This is a genomic window from Serratia sp. JKS296, assembly GCF_900215445.1.
In the GTDB taxonomy this organism is placed as follows: domain Bacteria; phylum Pseudomonadota; class Gammaproteobacteria; order Enterobacterales; family Enterobacteriaceae; genus Serratia; species Serratia marcescens.
Genome location: NZ_OCMX01000001.1, coordinates 2,424,354 through 2,445,946, shown reverse-complemented (window position 1 = coordinate 2,445,946; position 21,593 = coordinate 2,424,354). Strand labels below are relative to the sequence as shown.

General features: G+C 60.2%; 16 protein-coding genes. 5 read left to right on the top strand and 11 right to left on the bottom strand.

Annotated features, from left to right (window positions below):
* The first annotated feature begins 23 nt into the window (after window positions 1-23).
* Window positions 24-1,460, top strand: a complete 1,437-nt coding sequence (locus CRO23_RS11605; RefSeq protein WP_097101991.1) for a 6-phospho-beta-glucosidase — start codon at window positions 24-26, stop codon at window positions 1,458-1,460.
* A 64-nt stretch (window positions 1,461-1,524) separates the two neighbouring features.
* On the opposite strand, the gene CRO23_RS11600 is transcribed toward CRO23_RS11605, so the two are convergent.
* From CRO23_RS11600 to CRO23_RS11570, 7 genes are all read right to left on the bottom strand, one after another.
* Window positions 1,525-2,703, bottom strand: coding sequence for a 4-hydroxybenzoate 3-monooxygenase (locus CRO23_RS11600; protein ID WP_097101989.1), 1,179 nt, complete (start codon window positions 2,701-2,703; stop codon window positions 1,525-1,527).
* Between the two features lie 12 nt (window positions 2,704-2,715).
* The gene (locus CRO23_RS11595) at window positions 2,716-4,071 is read right to left on the bottom strand and encodes an aromatic acid/H+ symport family MFS transporter (protein ID WP_079449738.1); all 1,356 of its coding nucleotides are present in this window, start codon (window positions 4,069-4,071) and stop codon (window positions 2,716-2,718) included.
* Window positions 4,072-4,466: 395 nt separating this feature from the next.
* Window positions 4,467-5,804 (bottom strand): D-serine ammonia-lyase, encoded by a 1,338-nt coding sequence (locus CRO23_RS11590; protein WP_097101987.1) that lies wholly within the window; start codon window positions 5,802-5,804, stop codon window positions 4,467-4,469.
* A gap of 109 nt (window positions 5,805-5,913) precedes the next feature.
* The gene (locus tag CRO23_RS11585) at window positions 5,914-6,603 is read right to left on the bottom strand and encodes a VIT1/CCC1 transporter family protein (protein ID WP_033640227.1); all 690 of its coding nucleotides are present in this window, start codon (window positions 6,601-6,603) and stop codon (window positions 5,914-5,916) included.
* Between the two features lie 26 nt (window positions 6,604-6,629).
* Window positions 6,630-7,103 (bottom strand): VOC family protein, encoded by a 474-nt coding sequence (locus CRO23_RS11580; RefSeq protein WP_015377932.1) that lies wholly within the window; start codon window positions 7,101-7,103, stop codon window positions 6,630-6,632.
* Window positions 7,104-7,114: 11 nt separating this feature from the next.
* A complete protein-coding gene (locus CRO23_RS11575) occupies window positions 7,115-7,465 on the bottom strand; it encodes a DUF1428 domain-containing protein (protein ID WP_025302905.1) in 351 nt (116 codons plus the stop codon).
* Between the two features lie 104 nt (window positions 7,466-7,569).
* The gene (locus CRO23_RS11570; protein WP_079449741.1) at window positions 7,570-9,012 is read right to left on the bottom strand and encodes a GGDEF domain-containing protein; all 1,443 of its coding nucleotides are present in this window, start codon (window positions 9,010-9,012) and stop codon (window positions 7,570-7,572) included.
* 465 nt (window positions 9,013-9,477) lie between these two features.
* Between CRO23_RS11570 and CRO23_RS11565 the strand changes: the two genes are divergently transcribed.
* Window positions 9,478-11,538: a TonB-dependent siderophore receptor gene (locus CRO23_RS11565; protein ID WP_097101985.1), complete on the top strand. Its 2,061-nt coding sequence runs from the start codon at window positions 9,478-9,480 to the stop codon at window positions 11,536-11,538.
* A 50-nt stretch (window positions 11,539-11,588) separates the two neighbouring features.
* On the opposite strand, the gene CRO23_RS11560 is transcribed toward CRO23_RS11565, so the two are convergent.
* The gene (locus CRO23_RS11560; RefSeq protein ID WP_049299308.1) at window positions 11,589-12,404 is read right to left on the bottom strand and encodes an alpha/beta fold hydrolase; all 816 of its coding nucleotides are present in this window, start codon (window positions 12,402-12,404) and stop codon (window positions 11,589-11,591) included.
* A gap of 129 nt (window positions 12,405-12,533) precedes the next feature.
* Here CRO23_RS11560 and CRO23_RS11555 point away from each other — a divergent pair, with 129 nt between their 5' ends.
* On the top strand, window positions 12,534-12,698 hold the full coding sequence (locus CRO23_RS11555; RefSeq protein WP_228009709.1) for a hypothetical protein: 165 nt from the start codon (window positions 12,534-12,536) through the stop codon (window positions 12,696-12,698).
* A gap of 48 nt (window positions 12,699-12,746) precedes the next feature.
* Here CRO23_RS11555 and CRO23_RS11550 read toward each other — a convergent pair whose 3' ends face one another.
* Window positions 12,747-15,176, bottom strand: a complete 2,430-nt coding sequence (locus tag CRO23_RS11550) for a DUF3772 domain-containing protein (RefSeq protein ID WP_049299428.1) — start codon at window positions 15,174-15,176, stop codon at window positions 12,747-12,749.
* 448 nt (window positions 15,177-15,624) lie between these two features.
* On the opposite strand from CRO23_RS11550, the gene CRO23_RS11545 reads away from it, so the two are divergent.
* Window positions 15,625-17,355 carry an ABC-F family ATP-binding cassette domain-containing protein gene (locus tag CRO23_RS11545; RefSeq protein ID WP_016927647.1) on the top strand — a complete coding sequence of 577 codons (1,731 nt, stop codon included), beginning with the start codon at window positions 15,625-15,627 and terminating at the stop codon, window positions 17,353-17,355.
* 47 nt (window positions 17,356-17,402) lie between these two features.
* Window positions 17,403-17,828 (top strand): GNAT family N-acetyltransferase, encoded by a 426-nt coding sequence (locus CRO23_RS11540; protein WP_097101983.1) that lies wholly within the window; start codon window positions 17,403-17,405, stop codon window positions 17,826-17,828.
* On the opposite strand, the gene CRO23_RS11535 is transcribed toward CRO23_RS11540, so the two are convergent.
* Entirely contained in the window at window positions 17,818-18,450 is a 633-nt protein-coding gene (locus CRO23_RS11535) for a TetR/AcrR family transcriptional regulator (protein ID WP_028127437.1), read from the bottom strand. The two genes, CRO23_RS11540 and CRO23_RS11535, sit on opposite strands and share 11 nt — an antisense overlap.
* A 22-nt stretch (window positions 18,451-18,472) precedes the next feature.
* The gene (locus CRO23_RS11530; protein ID WP_097101981.1) at window positions 18,473-21,577 is read right to left on the bottom strand and encodes an efflux RND transporter permease subunit; all 3,105 of its coding nucleotides are present in this window, start codon (window positions 21,575-21,577) and stop codon (window positions 18,473-18,475) included.
* Between the last annotated feature and the right edge of the window lie 16 nt (window positions 21,578-21,593).

Here is a 21,593-nt window from a genome sequence, read left to right as displayed (position 1 = left end):
CCTTCATTAAATAAGATGAGACATTGACGATGAAACAGTTGCCGAAAGATTTTCTGTGGGGAGGCGCGGTCGCCGCGCACCAGGTTGAAGGCGGTTGGGATCGGGGCGGCAAAGGGCCAAGCATCGCCGACGTGCTGTCCGGCGGTTCGCACGGCGTGGATCGCGTGATGACCGACGGCGTGCTCGACGGCTATCGCTATCCCAACCACGAAGCGGTGGACTTCTACGGCCGCTACAAGCAGGACGTGGCGCTGTTCGCCGAGATGGGCTTCAAGTGTTTTCGCACCTCGATCGCCTGGACGCGCATCTTCCCGAACGGCGACGAAGCAACGCCGAACGAAGCCGGCCTGCAGTTTTACGACGATCTGTTCGACGAATTGCTGAAATACGGCATCCAGCCGGTGATCACCCTGTCCCACTTCGAAATGCCTTACCATTTGGTAAAAGCCTACGGCGGCTGGAAAAATCGCCGGGTGGTGGAGTTCTTCGTGCGCTTTAGCGAAGTGGTGATGCGCCGCTACCGCGAAAAAGTGAAGTACTGGATGACCTTCAACGAAATCAACAACCAGAGCAACTACCGCTACCCGCTGTTCGGCTACTGCTGTTCCGGCGTGGACTACACCCAGGAAGACAACCCTGAGCAGACGCTGTACCAGGTGTTGCACCACCAGTTCGTCGCCAGCGCGCAGGTGGTCAAACTCGGCCATCAGATCAACCCGGAATTCAAGATCGGCTGCATGCTGGCCTGCGTGCCGTTCTACCCTTATTCCTGCAAGCCGGACGACGTGATGTACGCCGTGGAAGCGATGCACCAGCGCTATCTGTATACCGACGTGCAGATGCGCGGCTACTACCCCAGCTACCTGCTGCGTGACTGGGAACGCAAAGGGCTGAAGATCGAGATGCAGCCGCAGGACGCGCAGATCCTGCGCGAGGGCTGCACCGATTACATCGGCTTCAGCTATTACATGAGCAACGCGCTGCAGGCCAACGCGGTGGACGGCAGCGACGGCATGTTCGGCTTCCCGGGCAACGTGCCGAACCCGCACGTCAAAGCCTCCGACTGGGGGTGGCAGATCGATCCGGTCGGGCTGCGCTATTCGCTGAACGTGCTGTATGAACGTTACCAGAAGCCGCTGTTTATCGTGGAGAACGGCTTCGGCGCCTTCGATAAGGTGGATGCGGACGGCCAGATCAACGATGACTATCGCATCGACTATCTGCGCGCCCATATCGAAGAGATGAAGAAAGCGGTGATTGAAGACGGCGTAGATCTGATCGGCTACACGCCGTGGGGCTGCATCGACTGCGTGTCGTTCACCACCGGTGAGTACAGCAAACGCTACGGGTTCATCTACGTCGACAAACACGACGACGGCACCGGCACGCTCGAACGTTCGCGCAAGAAAAGCTTCGACTGGTATCGCCGGGTGATCGCCAGCAACGGCGAACAGCTGTAACCGCCGTAGCTCAGGGGCGGTGACGCCCCTTTTCGCCCATGCCGAACGGCATGGGCGTTTTCGCTTATATCGCCGGGAATGGCGCCCCGACATAATTTTCCGCCAGCATCGTCATGGCGCTGCGTGATTTCACCGTGTACTGCAGCTCTGAGAGTTGCAGCCGGTGTTCGAAAGGCGTGTCTTCCCGCCGGGTATGCAGCATGTGGGTCATCCACCAGGAAAAATGCTCGGCGCGCCAGACCCGCTGCAAGGCGGTGTCGCTGTAATCGTCCAGCCGTTGCCAGTCGCCTCGCCGGTAAAACGTCTCCAGCGCCTGGGACAACAGGCAAACATCGGCCATGGCCAGATTCAACCCTTTGGCGCCGGTCGGCGGCACGATATGCGCCGCGTCGCCCGCCAACAGCAGGCGCCGGTAGCGCATCGGTTCGGTAACGAAGCTGCGCATGCCCACCACGTTTTTCTGAAATATGCGGCCCTTTTTCAGCGTCCAGCCTTCATGGTTTTCCAGCCGCTGCTCCAACTCGCGCCAGATACGATCGTCCGACCATTGATCGACCTGTTCCGCAGGATCGCACTGAAAATACATGCGCTGCACGCCGGGCGAACGGGTGCTGATCAACGCAAAACCGCGCGGATGGCAGGCGTAGATCAGCTCTTCGCTGGACGGCGGCGCTTCGACCAGAATGCCGAACCAGCCGAACGGATAGGTGCGGGTGTAATCCTGCCGCAGCCCACCGGGCATCGCCGCGCGGCTGATGCCGTGGAATCCGTCGCATCCGATGACAAAGTCGCAGCGGAGCCGGCGCGGCTGGTCGCCATGACGGTAGTGAACCTCGGGCTGCGCGCTGTCCAGCGCCTTCAATTCAACCTGCTCCACCTCGAAAAATAGATGGCCCTGCGCCACCAGACGCGCGGCGATCAGGTCTTTCAAAACTTCGTGCTGGGCATAAACGGTGACGGCGCGCTCGGTCAATCCGGCCAGATCGATGCGGTGCTGCCGGCCACCGAACGCCAAGCGGATCCCCTGATGCCGCGCCCCTTCCCGCCGCATCCGCTCCCCCAATCCGGTCTGCTCGAGCAGATCGACGGTCCCCTGTTCGAGCACCCCGGCGCGAATGGTCGATTCCACCGCCTCCCGGCTGCGCGTTTCCAACACCACCGATTCCACACCTTGCAGGTGCAGCAGATGGGACAACATCAAGCCGGCCGGACCGGCGCCGATGATCACAACCTGTGTGCGCATAGCATGACTCCCTCATAGCATTTTGTTGAGCGGCGCCGGCAGCGCCGGGTAGCCGCCGGAAAGGTGTTTGGCGAGCAGCGCCAGCGCCGCGATCAGCGCCGGGATGGCCAACAGCGTGAAAATGGTGCTGAACGACAGCTGCATCTGCATCAGCACGCCACCGCTCATCGCCCCCAGAATGCCGCCAAAACGCCCGAGACCGAGCATCCAGGCCACGCCGGTCGCCCGGCTCTGGGTGGGATAGAACCCGGCCGCCAGGGCCGGCATGGATGACTGGGCGCCGTTCATGCAGGTGCCGGCGATGAACACCGTGAGCGCCATCAGCAGCGGAGAGGTATAGACATAGCCGATGATGCCGACGAACAAACCGGTCAGCAAATAGCCGACGGCCACCACCTTGTGCGGGTTCATGCGATCCATCAACCAACCGATAATCAATACGCCGAGCCCCCCGCCGAGCGGAAACAGCGCGGTGATCAGCGACGCCTGCGTAACGGAGGCGCCGGTTTCACGGATCAGCAGCGGCAGCCAACTGGTCAGCAGATAGAAGATCATCAATCCCATGAAGTAAGTCAGACACAGCATCAACGTGCCCAGCAGATAGCGACGCGAAAAGATCATGCCCAGCGGCGACGCTGCCTTTATCAGCCCCTCTTCCTGCAACATGAAGCGCGGCAGCGGCGTCATTCGGATCGGCGCAATGCGCTTCAGCACCTTGGCGATGCGCTCTGCGGCATAGCCGCGCGCGACCATGAAGCGCACGGATTCAGGCAAGGCGGCGATCAGAACCAGCGCCAGCAGCAACGGCATAACGCCGCCCAGCACCAGCACGCTCTGCCAGCCGAAATGCGGGATCAGCCAGGCGGAAGAAAAACCGCCCAGCGACGAACCGAGAGGGAAACCGCAAAACATCAGATTCACCATCAGGGCTCGGCAGCGCTGAGGGGCATATTCCGACATCAGCGTGGCGGCGTTCGGCATGGCCGCCCCCAGTCCCAGCCCGGTCAAAAAACGCAGCAGCGTCAGCGTCGAAAGCGAGCCGGCGAAGGCGGTCAGCAGGCTGAAGCCGCCAAACAGCAGCAGCGAAATCACCAGCACTTTCTTGCGGCCGATGCGATCCGCCAACGGGCCGGCGGCCAACGCGCCTACCGCCAGACCGACCAGCGCGGCGCTCATTACCGGCCCCAGCGCGGTTTTGTCTATTCCCCACTCCTGCACCAGCGACGTGGCGATGAAACCGATAATGGCGGTATCGAAACCATCCAGCGCGACCGCCAAAAAACACAAAGCCAGTATCAACCACTGGTAGCGAGAAAATGGCTGGTTATCGATAAACCCTCGAATTTCTACGTTGTTATCATGCGGCATGGCGTGCTCCTCAGAGAGTGCGGCGAACCTCACCGCACGGAACAGCCGGCTGCGAGCCGGCGAGAGGGTTAATTTGTGCGATTATCGGAATATAGTTCGTTAATCGACAATCAAATCAAACCACCCCACGGCGAATGCTTCAATATTGTTAAAAAAATAAGCGTGCGATAAACGAACACCAGAAAGCGGTAAATAAAATAATTTTATTTACTATTAATTGGATATGGAGATTTAAGCCGTGACTGCGGCGTGGGGAGTTGTGATTTTGTTAACATTTTAAAAACATCATGAGCGCCCGCTCTGACGTTGACCGTAGGCCGGAGGGAACCGGCGCTTGTGAAACTGCGCTCGCCGCCTAAAAACAGGAAGCGAGCGCAAGCCTCGGCGCTATTGGCTCACGGCGCCGTTTGCGCGGCGGCGAGATACTTCGCCATTTCCGCCGACGGCACCATGCCGCCGCCGGTCGCCCACACCAGATGCGTCGCCTGGGCCAGGTGCTCGGCGCTCACGCCCTGCTCGCTGAGCTCCCCCGCATGGGCCGCAACGCGCCACGGCCCGGCCATGCCGGCCAGGGCGGAGGGTTCCAGTTGGATATGCTCGTGCCTGTCCAACAACCCAAGCAACGCGAACATCTCTTCGTCGCTCAGGGTGTAAAACGCGCTCAGCAGGCGCTCCATCGCCCGGCCGACAAAACCGGAGGCGCGCCCCACCGCCAGTCCGTCCGCCGCCGTGCGGTTGTCGATGCCGAGATCTTGCACCGCAATGCCGTCATGCAACCCGCTGTAGACGCCGAGCAGCATGCAAGGGGAATGGGTCGGTTCGGCAAAAATGCAGTGAACATGATCGCCGAACGCCAGCTTGAGGCCAAAGGCGACTCCGCCCGGCCCGCCGCCGACGCCGCACGGCAGATAAACGAACAGCGGATGCTGCGCGTCCACCACGATGCCCTGTTCGGCAAACTGCCGCTTCAGGCGGCCGCCGGCCACCGCGTAGCCGAGGAACAGGGTTTGCGAGTTTTCATCGTCGATAAAGAAGCAACTCGGATCGTTCGCCGCCTGTTGGCGCCCTTGTTCGACCGCCACGCCGTAATCGTCGGCGTATTCCACCACCTTCACGCCATTGTCGCGCAGCTTTTGCTTTTTCCACGCCCGCGCATCCGCCGACATGTGCACGCTGACGTCAAACCCCAGCCGGGCGCTGATGATGCCGATGGATAATCCCAGATTGCCGGTCGAGCCGACGGCGATGCGGTACTGGCTGAAGAACTGACGAAACGCGTCGGAAAACAGTCGGGCGTAGTCGTCGCCGATCTGTAGCAGCCCCGCCTCCAGCGCCAGTTTCTCCGCATGCGTCAGCACCTCATAGATGCCGCCGCGCGCCTTGATTGAGCCGGAAATCGGCAGATGGCTGTCCTTTTTCAACAGCAGGCGCCCGCCCAACGTCTGCCCATAGCGCCGATCCAACGCCTGCTGCATGGCCGGGATCGCCACCAGCTCGGATTCGATGATCCCCTTTGTCGGTTGGGTTTCCGGGAAGGCCGCGGCAAGATAAGGCGCGAAACGCGCCAGGCGCTGCTCCGCGTCGGCGACGTCGGCGGCGGTCAGCCCGACGTGGGGCAGCCCTGCGGCCAGCGTTGTCGCGCGCGGATTGAACCAGGTGAGCGGCTCTAGCGCGACCATGCGTTGCAACAGCGGATGCTGGGCGACCCACGATAGGATCTGTGATTTCTGCATAAGTGTCCCTGACTGATGTTGGCGTTGCCGTCACCTTGCCGCGAACGCCGACGGCTGACAAATGATAAATTCTGAGCTTGAGGTGCAATAGATTGATGCAAGCGCGGCGTTAGCCGGCCGTCACGCCAAACAGCAGGCCAACGCCGGAAGAAACTGCCATCGCCAGTGCGCTCCAGATGAGAATGCGCGCCACGCCCGGCAAGATCGGCGCCCCGCCGGTTTTCGCGGCGATGCCGCCGAGAACGCCGAGGGAAATCAGCGCCGAGGCCACCAGCGCCGGCCGCGTCCAGGCGACCGGTGCCCACAGCGCCACCAGCAGCGGCAGCAGCGCGCCGAGGGAGAAACTCAAGGCCGACGCCAACGCGGCCTGCAGCGGCCGGGCGCGGGTAGCGGAGGAAATGCCCAGCTCGTCGCGCGCGTGCGCCTCCAGCGCATCATGCGCCATCAGCTTTTCCGCCACCTGCCGGGCCAGCGCCGGATCCAGACCGCGATGCACGTAGATTGACGTCAGTTCGCGAAACTCCCCCGGGTAGTCTTCAAGCAGCTCCGCCTGCTCTTCCGCCAGCGCGGCCTTTTCGGTATCCGCTTGCGACGAGACCGACACATACTCGCCGGTGGCCATCGACATTGCGCCGGCCACCCACCCGGCGACGCCGGCGATCATCAGCGCGGAATGCGAGGCGCTGGCCGCCGCGACGCCCAGCAGCAGGCTGGCCGTTGAAACGATGCCGTCGTTGGCGCCGAGCACCGCCGCCCGCAGCCAACCGATGCGTTCGATACTGTGCCGTTCTCGATGCATCCTTTCTCTCCCTCGTTCTCTTTCCGCTAGCCCCGCGCCGCCGCTTCCAACCCGGCGATGTCGATTTTGCCCATCAGCAGCATCGCTTCCGTGACCCGCCGCACACGAGCGGCGTCCGGATCGTTCATCAACTCCGTCAGGCGCCGCGGCACGATCTGCCAGCACAGCCCCCAGCGATCGCGCAGCCAGCCGCACTGCTCCGCCTCGCCGCCCTCGCTCAAGGCATCCCATAGCCGGTCGACTTCCGCCTGATCGTCACATTCCACCATCACGGAGAAGCTGTGGTTAAACGGATCCAGCGGCCCGGCTTCGATCGCCGCGTAGCGCTGGTCGCCCAGCGTGAAGGAAGCCAGCTTCACGCTGCCGGCCGGGCCGCTCGGCGTATCCGCCGGCAGGTCGGAAAACCAGTTCACGGACGAACCGGGGATCAGCGCGACATAGCAATTCAGCGCCGCTTCCATGTCTTTTTCAAACCACAGATGTTGCGTAATTCTGGCCATCTGCGCCTCCTTTACGCATCGAGGATCGGCGCGAAACCGCCAAAAATCATGCGTTTGCCGTCAAACGGCATCTCGCCCAGCGCTTTCATGCGCGGATCGTTCATCATTTTCTCATTGGCGGCGTCGCGCACCGCTTTGGAGGGGTACTCTATCCAGCTGAACACCACCACTTCGTCTTCCTGGGCTTTCACCGCGCCGCGAAAGTCGGTGAGCTTGCCGTCGGGTACGTCATCGCCCCAACACTCCACGATGCGCGTGGCGCCAAACTCTTTGAACAGCGGCGCCGCTGCGGCCGCCAACCGGTGATAGGCCTCCTTGTTGGCGGCCGGCACCGCCACCACAAAACCGTCTACGTATTTCATTCTGGCATCCTCTTGTCTGATTAAGGACAGTCGGTTCAGCGCGGGCGACGTTGCCCGCGCCCCCTACCAGTTTAGACGGCGGGCGCGCAACCCGGATCGGAAGTTCAGCGGTCAGGATCGTTCGGAGGGTAAAATTCCGGCGTGGCGACCCGGTTACGGCCGGCGTTTTTCGCTTTGTATACCGCCAGATCCGCCAGTTTGAGCAGGTCGGCCAGGCTGTGGCCGGAACCGCCCGGGCAGGTCACCATGCCAATGCTGACGGTGATCTGCAGCGGATGGCCGGCCGGCATGGTGATCGATTCCGCCTCAATGCGTTGCCGCAGCCGTTCGGCCAGCTGCAACCCCTGCTGTGGCTGGCCGAGCGTCGAAACGATAGCGAACTCTTCGCCGCCCATGCGGCCGAACAGGTCACCGACGCTCAGATCGGCGGCGATCGCGCGGGTAAAGGCCATCAGCGCCTGATCGCCGCCGGCATGGCCAAAACGGTCATTAATCGATTTGAAATAGTCGATATCGAGCATCATGACGCACACCAGCTCGCCCTTTTGGTCTATCAACCGTTCGCCGCGCTGCATAAACGCATTGCGCGTCAGCACGTGCGTTAACGCATCGTGATTCGCCACGTGCTCCAGCGTGCGCAGCAGCGCATTACGCGCATAGTTCATGCTGGCCACGGCGATGGGCCCCAGCGCCAACAGCGCGATGCCCAAACGCATCGATACCGCGTTTTGCAACACTTTCATGTCGAGCGTCGTGCTAAGCAACCCGAAATCGATCGCCAGATGGCACCACAGCACATAAATCAGCACCGCAATCATGGTGCAGAACAATGAGAAGGACATCGCCAGCCACAGCAGCACCGGCATGGGAAAGATCACCGCCCCGGGGCCGCCGATCAGCACACTGCACACCGCCGCCAGCAACAGCAGCGCCAATACCGTGAGTTTTCGCCCCGCGCGCGGCCATTGGCTGCGCTGGGTGAACAGAGCTCCGGCCGCCGCAAGGCGACGTCGCCAATCGGCGGGAAACGCCAGAATAAACGGCATCAGCGTGACGTAGTTGGTGAATTCGGACGAGAACCACAGCGCCAGCGAGGTCAGATACGGTCTGCCGAACAGCCACTGCGAAGTTGCGGCGCCCACCGCGCCGGTCGCGGCAGCGGCAGCCAGGCAGATGCCGAACAGGTACATGCTGGAAGCGCCACGCTGCAACGTGCGCGCCGGCGGCGACAGCCGCATGAACAACAGATACCCCACCACGACGCCGGTCAGATTGGCGGCGTTCAGCAGCAGCGCCTTTTGCAGCGAACTGCCGGTCAGCAGGTCCGCCGCCAGATAGCCCAGCACCGCCATGCCCCAGCCGGCCCGCGTAGCCCACTGTGGCCGCCGCACCAGAACCGCCAGCAGTACGGCGTTCACCGGCCAGAATATTGCCAGAAAACTGCCGGGACGACTCACGATGCCCAACAGACACAGAGTGAACACCAGCAAAAAAATGATGAGCGCGGGCCAAATTTTCCGGGTATCGGACAACGAGGTGGTTTGCATCTTGGATCCAGAGACTTCCGCTAGCGTAAGGTGACAATCTGTTCGTGTCACAACCGTCGACGATGAGGAGAAGATAAGCGGCCGACTCGCCTATTATTGCCAGTTTTGCCGGCCCGGACATCTGTTTATTCATCTAGGAAAAATATATTTGTGTATCAATATATTGACAGTAATCACCTATCTGGCGAACAAACTGTCGTGACTCTCCCATCACTACGATCGTTATTACCACCCAGCCGATTTTTTACCGGCAAAATCGCCATCTTTTACTGTAAAGACAAAATTAAATCGTGCAGTGAAGGGATACAGGGATTGCCCACTATTCAAAATGCATAAATGATAATTATAATGATAATCGTTACTATTTATTATTTTTCACGGAATTATATGCACCAGTCAGTTCTTCGCCCCCCCACTCAAAGAAATAAAAATCACGTTCTTCACGCGCTGCCCCTGTTTGCCGGTTTGTTCCCCGCGCTGGCGATCGCCGCCGCGCCCGGCGCAAAAACGGAGGAATCCATTACGGTGACCGCCGCGGCCCAGCCTTCCGGCAGCTATAGCGCCGACACTGCCTCGACCGCCGGCAAGACCGCCGCGCCGATCGCCGAGGTGCCGCAATCGGTCAGCGTCGTCACCTCTCAGGTCATTGACGACTTCCAGGTCAAAAGCGTCAATGACGCGATGAAGTTCGTCAGTGGCGTCACCCAGGGCAACACGCTCGGCGGCACGGAGGATGGTTTCGTCAAACGCGGGTTCGGGGTTAACTCCGACGGCTCGGTCTTCATCGACGGCGTGCGCAGCAACCAGGGGCTGAGCATGGACGCCACCACCGATCGCGTTGAGGTCCTGAAAGGTTCCGCTTCGCTGCTGTATGGCATCCTCAGCCCCGGCGGCGTCATCAACCTGATCAGCAAAAAACCGCAGTATGACTGGAACACCCGCATCAGCGGCGCCACCAACAGTTTTGGCGGCGGCAGCGGCAGCGTCGATGTGACCGGCCCGCTGGGCGGCGGCTTCGCCTTTCGCCTGATCGCCGAACGCCAGCACGCAGATTACTGGCGCAATTTCGGCAACGACGAACACACGCTGATCGCCCCCTCGCTCAGTTGGTTCGGCGACCAGGCTTCCTTTAACATCGCCTACAGCGAATACAAGTACGACATTCCATACGATCGCGGCACCGCATTTATCGACGGCAAACCGGTCGATGTGCCCTATAACCGCCGCTTGGATGACTATGCTAACCATGCCTGGGGCAAGAACAAACGTCTGAACGCCCATTATGAGTACGCGCTCGATCCGATCTGGACGACCCGCTTCAACTACGCCTGGCTGCAACGCCGTTACGACAGCAACGAAGTGCGCGCCACCGCGGTCGACACCACGACCGGCATCGTCTCGCGCCGCGCCGACGCCAACCGCGGTTTCAATCATCAAACCCACTATTACTCCTGGGATCTGACCGGCTCGCCGCAGCTGTTCGGCATGCAGCACGACCTGCTGCTGGGCGTGGACTACGAGAAGAATCAGACCTACAAAGCCTATTCCTATCGCGGCAAGGTCTCGAAGACCTTCAACATGTACGATCCGGTGTATGGCGAAACGCCGGTCACCGACAGCACCACTTACAGTGACGCGTCAAGCAACCTGCGCGCCACGCTGTTCAGCCGTTCCCTGTACGCCAAGGACAGCATTCATCTCACCGATCAATGGATCGCGGTGCTGGGCGCGCGCTATCAGTCGTATTACCAGAACAACAGCAACGGTTTCCAGAAACCAAAAAATACGCTCAATGACAAAGACGGCCAGTTTTTGCCGCAGGCGGGGTTGGTGTATAAGCTGACGCCAAGTCTGTCGCTGTACGGCAATTACAGCCGTTCGTTCACGCCGTCCACCGCCATCGACGACAATGGCGATGTCGCCACGCCGGAAACCGGCACCACCTATGAGGTAGGCGGAAAATGGCAGATCACCCCGGCGTTTGACGCCACGCTGGCGCTCTATCGCATCGATGAAAGCAACATGTCGATCTTTATCAACGGCGTGACCCGCAGTATCCCCAAAGCGCGTTCCACCGGCGTCGAACTGGAGTTGAACGGCGAAGTGGCGCGCAACTGGGATCTCACCGCCAACTACAGCTACGACAAAACCGAAATTGTCGAAGACAACCTCAACCCGGACAACGTCGGCAATCGGCTGGTCAACGCCCCAACCAACATGGGCGGCCTGTACCTCAGCCACCGCATGACATTGCCGGTGGTGCCCGGCGAGGTGCGCATTGGCGGCGGCGCGCGCTACGTCGGCCGCCGCGCCGGCGATCCGGAGAACAGTTTCACCATGCCGGCCTATACCGTGGCGGATGCCTTTGTCGCCTGGGACAGCAAGCTGCTGGGGAAACATACTCAGCTGAAACTGAATGTGAAAAACCTGTTCAACCGCGAATACTATGCCTCCAGCGCCGGTAACTTACGCGTGATTGAGGGTGAACCGCGCAGCCTGAGCCTGCAGGCGACGGTCGATTTCTAACCTGTCACGCCTTGGGCGCCGTTTGGCGCCCGTTTTCTTTGCGCCGACCCTCAAAACGCCTTGCGACACATCACACCGGCGAGAAAATCCAACAGCGCGCGGTTGAACAATGCCGGCCGCTGCAGCGGCGCGAAGTGGCTGACACCCGGCAGCGTCACCAGACGGGCGCCGGGGATGCTGTCGCTCAGGTAGGCGGCATGTTCGGCGCGGATAAACTCATCGTGTTCGCTGTGAACAACCGTCACCGGCACGCGAATGGCCGCTAATTCCTGTGCGCGGTAGTCCGGCTGGCTGCTCATCATCAGGCTCACGGCGGCGACGAACGCATCGAAGTCATCCGGCGTCGGCGACAAGGCGGCATAGTCCTGCGCATGACGCGCAAAACAGCGCTCAACGATGGGGTTGGACGCGGGCGGTTTAACGCCGCTGGCGTCCATATTACAGCCGAAGAAAAAAACGCCGTCCACCCGCTGCGGCGCCCGGTGGGCGGCGATAAGCGCAACACAGGCGCCATCGCTCCAGCCCGCCAGCGCGGCGTGCGGGATCCGCAACGCGTCCATTACCGCCAACAGATCATCGGCCATGCGATCGTAACGGTATGGCCGGGCGTCGCTCGTGCTGCGCCCGTGCCCGCGGCTGTCGATGATCAGCACGCCATACCCGGCGGCCAGCAGCGCCGGCAGTTGATACCCCCAGTTGCCGCTGTGGCCCAGGCCGCCGTGCAGCAGGATCACCGTCGGGTCAGCGCCATAGGCCGCATACCAGATGTGTGCGCCGTCGTGTTCGACAAAACCCTGCCAGGAACCGGGCGGCAACGGCGGCGCGCCCTGCGCGGCAAAGCGGGTCAAATCGTCGTCGGTTTGCATCTTTCTCCCCTCATTCGCCGAGGTTGAGCATCGACACGGCATCAAGGGAGTATAGATCGCAGCGGCGAACGGTGCCGTTCGCTTTCCCTGCATATACTTAAAGGAGGAATCGCAATGGAGGACGGTGAGATGAAGAAGATAATTCTCGTGTTTTTGACGTTGATGCTGAGCGGTTGTATCGGCGGCGGCGGCCCATCGAATGCGCCTTCGGCATCGCCGAATGAACCTTACACCTGCACCAAATCCAGCGCCAATAGCGACTGCTCGCAATCGGTGGAACCATCGATGTACTAGCCGCGCTCGGCGGGCCGTCGCTTAACGGCCCGCCGCCTCAGACCGGCGCTAGGAGGAGTGTTCCTCTTCGTTGGCCTGATATCGCGTCGCCTGCTGCTTCATAAACACCACTTCCTGCGGGCTGGACAGGCTCACTTCCTGCGCGCGCAGCAGCTTGAGGATATTGAACAGCAGTTCGCTCTTGGTGGCGCCAACCATGCGCGGGCTCGGCACGTAGCCGGTCACGCTCAGGATAATGCCGTCCGGCCCCAGTTGGCTGAAGCGCACGTAAGGCGCCGGCGTATCCAGAATGGTTTCGTACTCGTTATAGGCGCTGAGCAAGATATTGCGCACCTGCTCCGGATCGATGGAGGTCGGGAACGTCAACGCGATGGTCACCACGCCTTGCGCGTTGCCCATGGTGGCGTTGCGCACGTTCTGCGAGATCAGCTGCGAGTTCGGTACGATCATGGTGGAACGGTCGCTGAGCTGGATTTCGGTGGCGCGCACGTTGATGCGCCGCACGTCGCCTTCCACGCCGCCGATGCCGATCATATCCCCGACCTTCACCGGGCGCTCGGTCAGCAGGATCAGGCCGGAAATAAAGTTCTTCACGATCTCCTGTAAACCGAAACCGATGCCGACCGACAGAGCGCTGACGATCCACGCCAGGTTGCTCCACTGGATGCCCAGCGCCGCCAGGGTGATCAGAATCACCAGCACATAGCCGATATTGCTGAACAGCGTCACCAGCGAGGCGCGGATGCCGACGTCCGTGATGGTTTTCGGCAACAGCTCAGAGCCCAGCCAGCGCCGTACCGCGCGCAGAATGTAGATGCCGATCGCCAGGCAGATCACGGCGTTGAGCAGGTTGCCTGGCACGATGTTGAAACGCTGCAACCCTTCGCCGGTCAGGATGGAGACGATTTTCTCCATCAGCGAGCCCGGCGTGGTGCTGCCAAACGAACCGTTGAACAACGCGACAATCATCAACAGCAACAGCGAACATTTGGCCAGCGCGGTGGTGATGATCGACATCTGTTCCAGGTGGCGGTCCTTGAAGCTGAGCGTTTTCTTCAGCATCTTGCCGCTGACGGTCTGCGGCGAAAACAGCGCGGCGCACAGGTCAGTGGCGAACAGCACCATGAAGTAGAACGCCATCAGCACCAGCACCACCCAGATCAGCTGGTAGGTCAGGAAACGGGCGAAGGCAATGTAGCCGATGAGCAGGGAAAGCAGGATCACCACCGAACAGACCAGGGTGACGATGTGCACCAGCCCGCCGACCAGCGTGCGTTTTTCCAGATGCGCGCCCTGCTGCTCCAGACGGCGACGAATGCGCTGGCCGCGCAGCGGCGCCGCCAGCAGCACCATGCCGATCAGCCCCGCCACCAGGCCATTGCCGAAGATGGTGGTGGCCAATGAGGCGCTGACGACGTTGTTGATCAGCTCCACGGTGCCGAACGCCAGCGCCAGACCGGCCAGCAGCGGCGAGAAGTAACGCAGCCCGGCGGCCACTTCATTGTCCAGCGAAGCCAGACGCCACGACGGACGATTCAGCGACAGCGCCGCACGCCCCAACCCGGCGATCAGCGCGCAGAAAATCCCCAGACGGTTAAAGCCTTCGGCGAAGTCTTCCAGCATCACCGGCAGCGGCTGCACGCGGATAAAGACGTAATACAGCAGGTTCAGCGCGATCGAGGTAGTGAATACCGTCACCGCCACGGTGATGATCGCCATAAAGCTGCGGCGCAGGCGCCCGTCCGGCAGGAAGCGAATGCTGACCCAGGCAAGAAAACGCTCGGACAAATAGCGCCCCCAGGACCAGACGATCACCGCCAGCGCCAGCAGCGCCAGCGTGCCGTAACGCCATTCATCCTGCCAACTGGCGTCCCAGGCCGCTTTCATCTCGGCATTGAACTGGTCCAGCCGCTGCACATCATCCGCTGACGGCTGCACCACCGGCGTCCAGAATTTGACGCCCAAAATGCTGCCGGTGTTCAGCGCCAGCTGGGTTTTGAACGCCACCCGGCGCAGATCGCTGATCTGCTGGCCCAGGTCGAAGGCGCTGGTCTTGATGGCCTGCGCGCGTTTTACCGCATCGTCCAACTGCTTCTTGCTGTTGTTCAGCGCATTGCGTTGCTGGGCGACGGCCGGGGTTTCCGGCAGCGCGCCCGCCGCCGGGGCCGGCCCCAGCACGTCCAGCTGCGCCTGCAGTTTTTCCTGCAGCGGCTGCAGATCGGTAGCGAGTTTGTCCATGCTGGCGACCAGATCGTCCGTCGCCAACCGCAGCTTGCTGAGCTGGGTGTCGGTCGTCGCTTTGGAAACCAGCTGCTTCATGCTGTCCAACTGCTTTTGCGCGGCTTTCAGCTGCGTAGCGGGATCGGGCGCGCTTTCAGCGGCGGGATCATCCTGAGTGGCGGCGACGGCGCCGAACGGCGTCAGCTGCAAACCCAACAGCAATAATAACAACAGGAGGAACGGGCGAGGCTTTAACATAAATTCAGTGCTCAGCATCATTATCTGATAGACAGACGAACAGGCGGCGGATGAACCGTCGCTTAACCATAAACGCTAATTATAATAGCTGCTTAATGTCGGCCGAAATACCGTAATTATTCCCATTGTGTGCCACGCGCCCGCGCTCTCCTTAGCTTGCTGATTATTCAGGCGCTTTTACTGGCGGCGCGGCGTAAAGCGCTCTATACTCCTGCCACCGATTAACCTGCAACCAATAAAAGGAGACTTACTATGCTGACGTGTGAATTGGTTTTTCACTCACACTTCTTTGGTAATCGTCGCCGCTCAAGCATTACCGGTATCGTGCTGCGATAACCCAGCTTGAGCGAAGCTTACTAAAATCCAGGATCTTCCCTCCGGCTTACCGGGTTGTCGTCAGCGATGTTTGACGATAGGCATTGCCATGCCTGTAACTCTTGAGTAAGCAATGAGCACATTACTGTCTGCACAATCTGTCGGTTACGACAACGCGTTCGGCGTCCTGCTGAGCGAGATATCCTTCAGCCTGAAAAAAGGCGACCGCATCGGTTTGATCGGCGATAACGGCTGCGGCAAAAGCACCCTGCTGCAAATCCTCAGCGGCGCCCTGCCTGCGCACACCGGAACTGTGACATTGTCACATCAATGTCTGATGGCGCGCATCGAACAGCACCTGCCGCCTGAACTGCACGCCTGCTCCCTGCTGGATGCCGTGCTGGCGCAGTTGCCTGCGAGCCAACACCTCAGCGAGCGCTGGCGCTGCGAAGCCTTACTGGCCGAGCTGGGATTTGAATCAGAGAGCTGGACATTGACCGCCGGCACCCTCAGCGGCGGCCAACATACGCGGCTGTTGTTGGCGCGTGCGCTGATCCGCCAGCCCGACCTGCTGCTGCTCGACGAACCCAGCAACCACCTGGACCTGCCCACACTGCTGTGGCTGGAACAGTTCTTGCGAAGCTGGAACGGCAGTTTCGTGCTGGTGTCACATGACCGCTATCTGCTCGATCAGGTGACCAACTGCACCTGGATCCTGCGCGACAAAACGCTGCAGTTCTTCCGGTTGCCCTGCTCTGCGGCGCGCACCGCGCTGGCGGAACAGGACGCCGCGGACGAACAGCGGCGCCACGCCGAGCAAAAAGAGATCGACCGGGTGGAAAAAAGCGCTAAACGGCTGGCGGTCTGGGGCAAGGTCTACGACAACGAAGATCTGGCGCGCAAGGCCAAGCAAATGGAAAAGCGCGTCGATCGGTTGAAGGAAGAACAGACCACCCTGACCGCCGGCAGCCCGTGGCGGCTGCGGCTGCAGGGAGAAGCGCTGGACGCCGACCGTCTGCTGGCGCTGCCGCACTGGGCGGTGCGCCCGGCGCCGGATGCGCCGGTGCTGTTCAACCTCGAACATCTGCGCGTGAAAAGCGGCGATCGCATCGCCATCGTCGGGCGCAACGGCTGCGGCAAATCGTCGCTGCTGCGTCTGCTGTGGCGCGAGTATCAGCAACAAACGCAGCGTCCGGCGCTGTTCCATCCGCGGGTGCGCATCGGCTATTACGATCAGAGCCTGCAGCAGCTGCGCGATGAAGACACGTTGAGCGAAGCGCTGGCGCAGTTCGCGCCGCTGACCGAGGAACAGCGGAAAATGGCGCTGATCGGCGCCGGGTTCCCTTACCTGCGCCACCATCAGCAGATCCGTTCGCTGAGCGGCGGCGAGCGTTCACGGTTGCTGTTTGTCGGCCTGACGCTGGCCAACCATTCGTTGCTGCTGCTGGACGAGCCCACCAACCACCTGGATATGGCCGGCAAAGAGGAGCTGGCGGAAACGTTGCGTCAGTTCCCCGGCGCCGTCATGCTGGTCACCCACGATCGGATGCTGATCGAACAGAGCTGCAACCGCTTTTGGCTGATCGACCAGCAAAAATTGGAGGAGTGGCACGATCTGGCGCCGGTGTATCAGCGCCTGGCGGGCGAAACGCCGGCTCTGCCGACGGCGGGCAAGGCCGATGCAGATACTCCGACGCCGGACGAGCGATTGAAAGGCGAAGAAGCGCTGTTGACCGCCCTGTTTGCCCTCGAAAGCAAACTGGAGGCCGATCTGGCGCGCAAGCCGAAGCACCAGAAACCGGAGCTTCAGGCGCGCTGGCGCCGCGAGATTGCCGACATCACCGCCCGGTTGAATCTGGGCTAACCTTGACAGGCCGCCATCCGGCGGCCTGTTTTTTGACGGAGTGCGACATGGCATTTTCCCTTGAGCAAGCCTCGCTCGCGCAGCGGCCGCTGTTGGCGGCCATGCTGTCCGATTGCCTTCGCGAGCTGGGCGCCGATGGGGATTACCCCTATTTGCCGCTCTACTGGCGCGAGGCCGGCCGCTACCCCTATTTGATGTTGAGCGATCGGCAAACGGCCGGGTTCGCGTTGGTCAGGCGTCTCGATAGCGCCACCGCCGAAATGGCGGAGTTCTACATCAAGCCCGAATGGCGACGCAACGGGATGGGACAACGGGCTGCCCGCGCCTTGTTCGCGCAGCATCCCGGCGGTTGGTCGCTGTCGGTCAGCCAGGATAATCCGCGCGGGCTGGCGTTTTGGCGGGCGGCGATACCAGCCGAGGCTCTACATATGCAACAAAGCACCAGGCTCACGTTCTCTTTCGTTATTCGGTAATGGCAGACGGCGAATATTGCCAGGCCAAAAGAAACGCGGTGATAGCCGCTTCGGTCATGTGTTGCAATTGTTCCGGCGTCGGCCACTGGTCGGATAGCAAAACCGCGGGCAACGGATACCCCATAACCGCGCCCAGAAATGCCATCGCCTGCGGCTGCGCATGGACAAATTGGATTTGCCCATGCTGCCGCGCCTGTTCCAATATCCTCACTAACGCCTGAAGCACCCGCCCGGCATTGCGTTCGCGCAACGTGGCGTACAACTCAGGTTTCTGCAACAGTAGTTGCACCAGCAACCGCTGAAAATGCACGTTCTCAACGCTGAAAAAATGCGCCTGAACCACCGAGGCGAAACGTGCCAACACCTGCGGTAAATCCACACTCTCCTGTGCCAGAATGCTGGCAATTGGCGGCTGCATCTTTTCGATAAGATGGTTGAACGTCTCCAACACCAAGGCATCCTTGCTCGGGAAATGATTATATAAGGTTTGACGGGTGGTTCCCGCCTCGTTGGCTATCTCGTCCAAAGAGATGTCCAAGCCCTGCTGCAAAAACAGAACGCTGGCGGTTTCCAGTATCCGTGGCCTGGCCTTCATCGGCCTTCCCGGTTGACGGTTGATCATATTATCTCCCCTGCCCAGAGGCTCATTTTCGCGCTTTAAGTCGTGCCAACCCTTGTTTAGTCAGAACAAAAAACAGCGGTACGAACAATAATGTCAGCAGTGTGCCAGAAATCATGCCTCCTATCACAGCAATACCGATTTCGCGCCGGCTGGCGGCCCCGGCACCGACAGAAAGCGCCAGCGGGATTACACCAGCGACAAACGCCAATGAAGTCATCACGATGGGCCGCAGACGCAATCGCGCCCCTTCCAATGTCGCCTGCAACAAAGCGGATCCCGTTTTTAGCTGTGTTTCAACAAACTCGACGATCAGGATCGCGTTTTTCGCCGCCAGACCAATCGTCGTCAACATTCCCACCTGGAAGTAAATATCGTTTTCATACCCCGCAAGGCGTGCGGCAACAACGGCTCCGATAATCCCGAGGGGAATGATCAGCATCACAGACAACGGAATAGACCAACTCTCATACAGCGCGGCAAGACAGAGGAAAATGAACAACACCGAAGCTAGATACACCATCAGTGTTTGCCCGGCGGCCAATTGCTCCTGATATGAGAGCCCACTCCACTCAAGGCGGTAGCCGTCTATATCGCCGATGATACTCTGCATACGCGCCATCGCGGTGCCGGAGCTTTCTCCCTCGGCTGCCGTCCCCTGTAACTGCGTGGCCGACAGCCCGTTAAAGCGCTGAAGCATTTGTGGGCCTGAGAGCCAACGCGTAGTCGCGAAGCTGGCAAAGGACGCCATGCTGCCGCTTTCACCACGTACAAACCAACTATCGATATCATCCGGCGCCGAGCGCCAGGCCGCATCCCCCTGCATGTAGACCCGCTTCACGCGGCCGCGATCGATAAAATCGTTAATATAAGCACCTCCCCATGCGGCAGAAAGCGTGTTAGTGATGTCAGCCTGCTGCAGCCCTTGTGCGCTAGCTTTTTGCTGATCGATATCGACCTGCAATTGCGCTTTATCTTCGAGGCCGTTTATGCGCACCGCCGTTAACAACGGATCTTCGGTGGCGGCGGCGATCACCTGCCTCTGAGCAGCTTGCAGCGCGTCATGCCCGACGCCGTTTTGATCTTGTAACCACAATTCAAATCCACTGGACTGCCCCAACCCGCGCACCGCCGGCGGCGACAACACATTGATCTGCGCGTCACGATAGCTTTTGAAATGGCGATTGGCGCGGCTAATAATCGCCTGCGCGTTATTTTCATCACCGCTGCGTAGCGACCAATGTTTCAGTTCGGCAAACGCCATACCGACATTCTGACCACTGCCGGCGTTATTGCGCCCGACAACCATGAAGATTACATTCAGGTTGTCCCGCTCGGCGGTCATGAAATAGTCGGCGATAGCGTCAGCAGTCTGTTGCGTTCTGGCCATCGGGGCACCTGGCGGCAGAGAAAACTGGACCATTACCGAGCCCTGATCCTCAACCGGAAGAAAACCGGTAGGCATACGCAGATATTGCCAGATCATGAAACTAACCAGCAGCAGCGCCAACAGGCAAAAACGCCCCTTGCGCGCCATCACATGGTTCAATCCCAGTCCATAACGCCGCTGCCCGTATTCCACCAGGCGGTTAAAGCCGCGAAAAAAACGGCTGCGCGGCCGGTGCACCGGCGGTTTCAGCAAACCGGCACACAGTGCCGGCGTCAAGGTCAACGCAACTAAAACCGACAGCACCATAGCCGCGACCAGCGTGATGGAAAACTGTCGGTAGATCATCCCGGTTGAACCGCCGAAAAATGCCATTGGAATAAATACCGCCGAAAGTACCAGCGCGATGCCGATCAGAGCGCCATTGATCTCCCGCATCGAAAGCAACGTCGCCTCGCGCGGTGGCAATTGCGCCTCCTCCATCACGCGCTCAACGTTTTCAACCACCACAATCGCGTCATCTACCAACAGGCCGATCGCGAGCACCATGGCGAACAGTGTCAAGGTGTTTACGCTGTAATCCAACAGCGCCAAAACACCGAAGGTGCCGAGCAACACTACGGGTACCGTAATGGCGGGGATCAACGTGGCGCGCCAATTTTGCAAAAACAGATACATCACCACAATCACTAGCGCGATCGCTTCCAACAGCGTTTGTACGACGCCTTCAATGGAAACCAGTACGAACGGCGTGCTGTCTCGTGGATAAGCCACCTGCAACCCCGGTGGAAACTGCGGGGCCCTGCGATTCACTTCGGCCCGTACCCGCTCTGCCACCTCCAGCGCATTGGCGCCGGAAGCCAACTGAATCGAAATACCCGCCGCCGGGTGACCATTGAGGCGCGTTTGGTTTTGATAGTTTTCCGCCCCGATTTCAACACGAGCAACATCGCGCAAATACACCGCCGAACCGTCGGTATTGGTACGCAGAATAATATCCTCAAACTGTTCCGGCGTTTCCAGCCGCGATTGTGCGGTCACGGTCGCGTTCAACGACTGGCCTTCCATCGTAGGCAAGGCTCCGATCTCACCGCTGGTGACCTGGGCATTTTGCGCTTCGATGGCGACCTGCACGTCAGACGGCATCAAACCATAGCCGCTCAGTTTGATCGGATTGAGCCAAATGCGCATAGCATATTGGGCACCAAACACCGTCGTCTCCCCGACGCCATCCACCCGGCTCAGCGGATCTTGCAGCGAACTGACCAGAAAATCATTGATATCAACGCTGTCCATACGGCCTTGCGTGTCGTACAGGGCAACCACCATTAGGCTATCACCCTGCGATTTAGTCACAGTGATGCCTTGCTGCTGCACTTCTTGCGGCAATCGCGACGTTGCTTGATTGACCGCATTTTGCACTTGAACCTGAGCAATGTCCGGATCGGTTTGTTGTTCGAAGCTAAGGCTGATGCGAGCCTGGCCCGCCGAACTGCTGGTTGATGAGAAATACAACAGGCCATCGATGCCTTTAATTTGTTGTTCGATAATCTGAGTCACGCTGTCCTCTACCGTTTTGGCCGAAGCACCGGGGTAATTGGCTGTCACCGTGACACCAGGTGGCGCGATGTCGGGATATTGCTCAATCGGCAATGTCCAGAGCGCCATAGCACCCGCAGCCATAATGCAGATGGCCAGCACGGCCGCAAACACCGGTCGAAAGATGAAAAAATGCGCTAGCATGCCTGACCCCTCTGAT

Bases quoted from the DNA above. Each gene is read 5' to 3' on its own strand.
- CRO23_RS11545 (WP_016927647.1), top strand. From the start codon at position 15,625: ATGAGCACATTACTGTCTGCACAATCTGTCGGTTACGACAACGCGTTC.
- CRO23_RS11595 (WP_079449738.1), bottom strand. From the start codon at position 4,071: ATGCCGCATGATAACAACGTAGAAATTCGAGGGTTTATCGATAACCAG.
- CRO23_RS11585 (WP_033640227.1), bottom strand. From the start codon at position 6,603: ATGCATCGAGAACGGCACAGTATCGAACGCATCGGTTGGCTGCGGGCG.
- CRO23_RS11600 (WP_097101989.1), bottom strand. From the start codon at position 2,703: ATGCGCACACAGGTTGTGATCATCGGCGCCGGTCCGGCCGGCTTGATG.
- CRO23_RS11555 (WP_228009709.1), top strand. From the start codon at position 12,534: ATGAAGAAGATAATTCTCGTGTTTTTGACGTTGATGCTGAGCGGTTGT.
- CRO23_RS11535 (WP_028127437.1), bottom strand. From the start codon at position 18,450: ATGATCAACCGTCAACCGGGAAGGCCGATGAAGGCCAGGCCACGGATA.
- CRO23_RS11530 (WP_097101981.1), bottom strand. From the start codon at position 21,577: ATGCTAGCGCATTTTTTCATCTTTCGACCGGTGTTTGCGGCCGTGCTG.
- CRO23_RS11540 (WP_097101983.1), top strand. From the start codon at position 17,403: ATGGCATTTTCCCTTGAGCAAGCCTCGCTCGCGCAGCGGCCGCTGTTG.
- CRO23_RS11580 (WP_015377932.1), bottom strand. From the start codon at position 7,103: ATGGCCAGAATTACGCAACATCTGTGGTTTGAAAAAGACATGGAAGCG.
- CRO23_RS11550 (WP_049299428.1), bottom strand. From the start codon at position 15,176: ATGTTAAAGCCTCGCCCGTTCCTCCTGTTGTTATTATTGCTGTTGGGT.
- CRO23_RS11575 (WP_025302905.1), bottom strand. From the start codon at position 7,465: ATGAAATACGTAGACGGTTTTGTGGTGGCGGTGCCGGCCGCCAACAAG.
- CRO23_RS11590 (WP_097101987.1), bottom strand. From the start codon at position 5,804: ATGCAGAAATCACAGATCCTATCGTGGGTCGCCCAGCATCCGCTGTTG.
- CRO23_RS11570 (WP_079449741.1), bottom strand. From the start codon at position 9,012: ATGCAAACCACCTCGTTGTCCGATACCCGGAAAATTTGGCCCGCGCTC.
- CRO23_RS11560 (WP_049299308.1), bottom strand. From the start codon at position 12,404: ATGCAAACCGACGACGATTTGACCCGCTTTGCCGCGCAGGGCGCGCCG.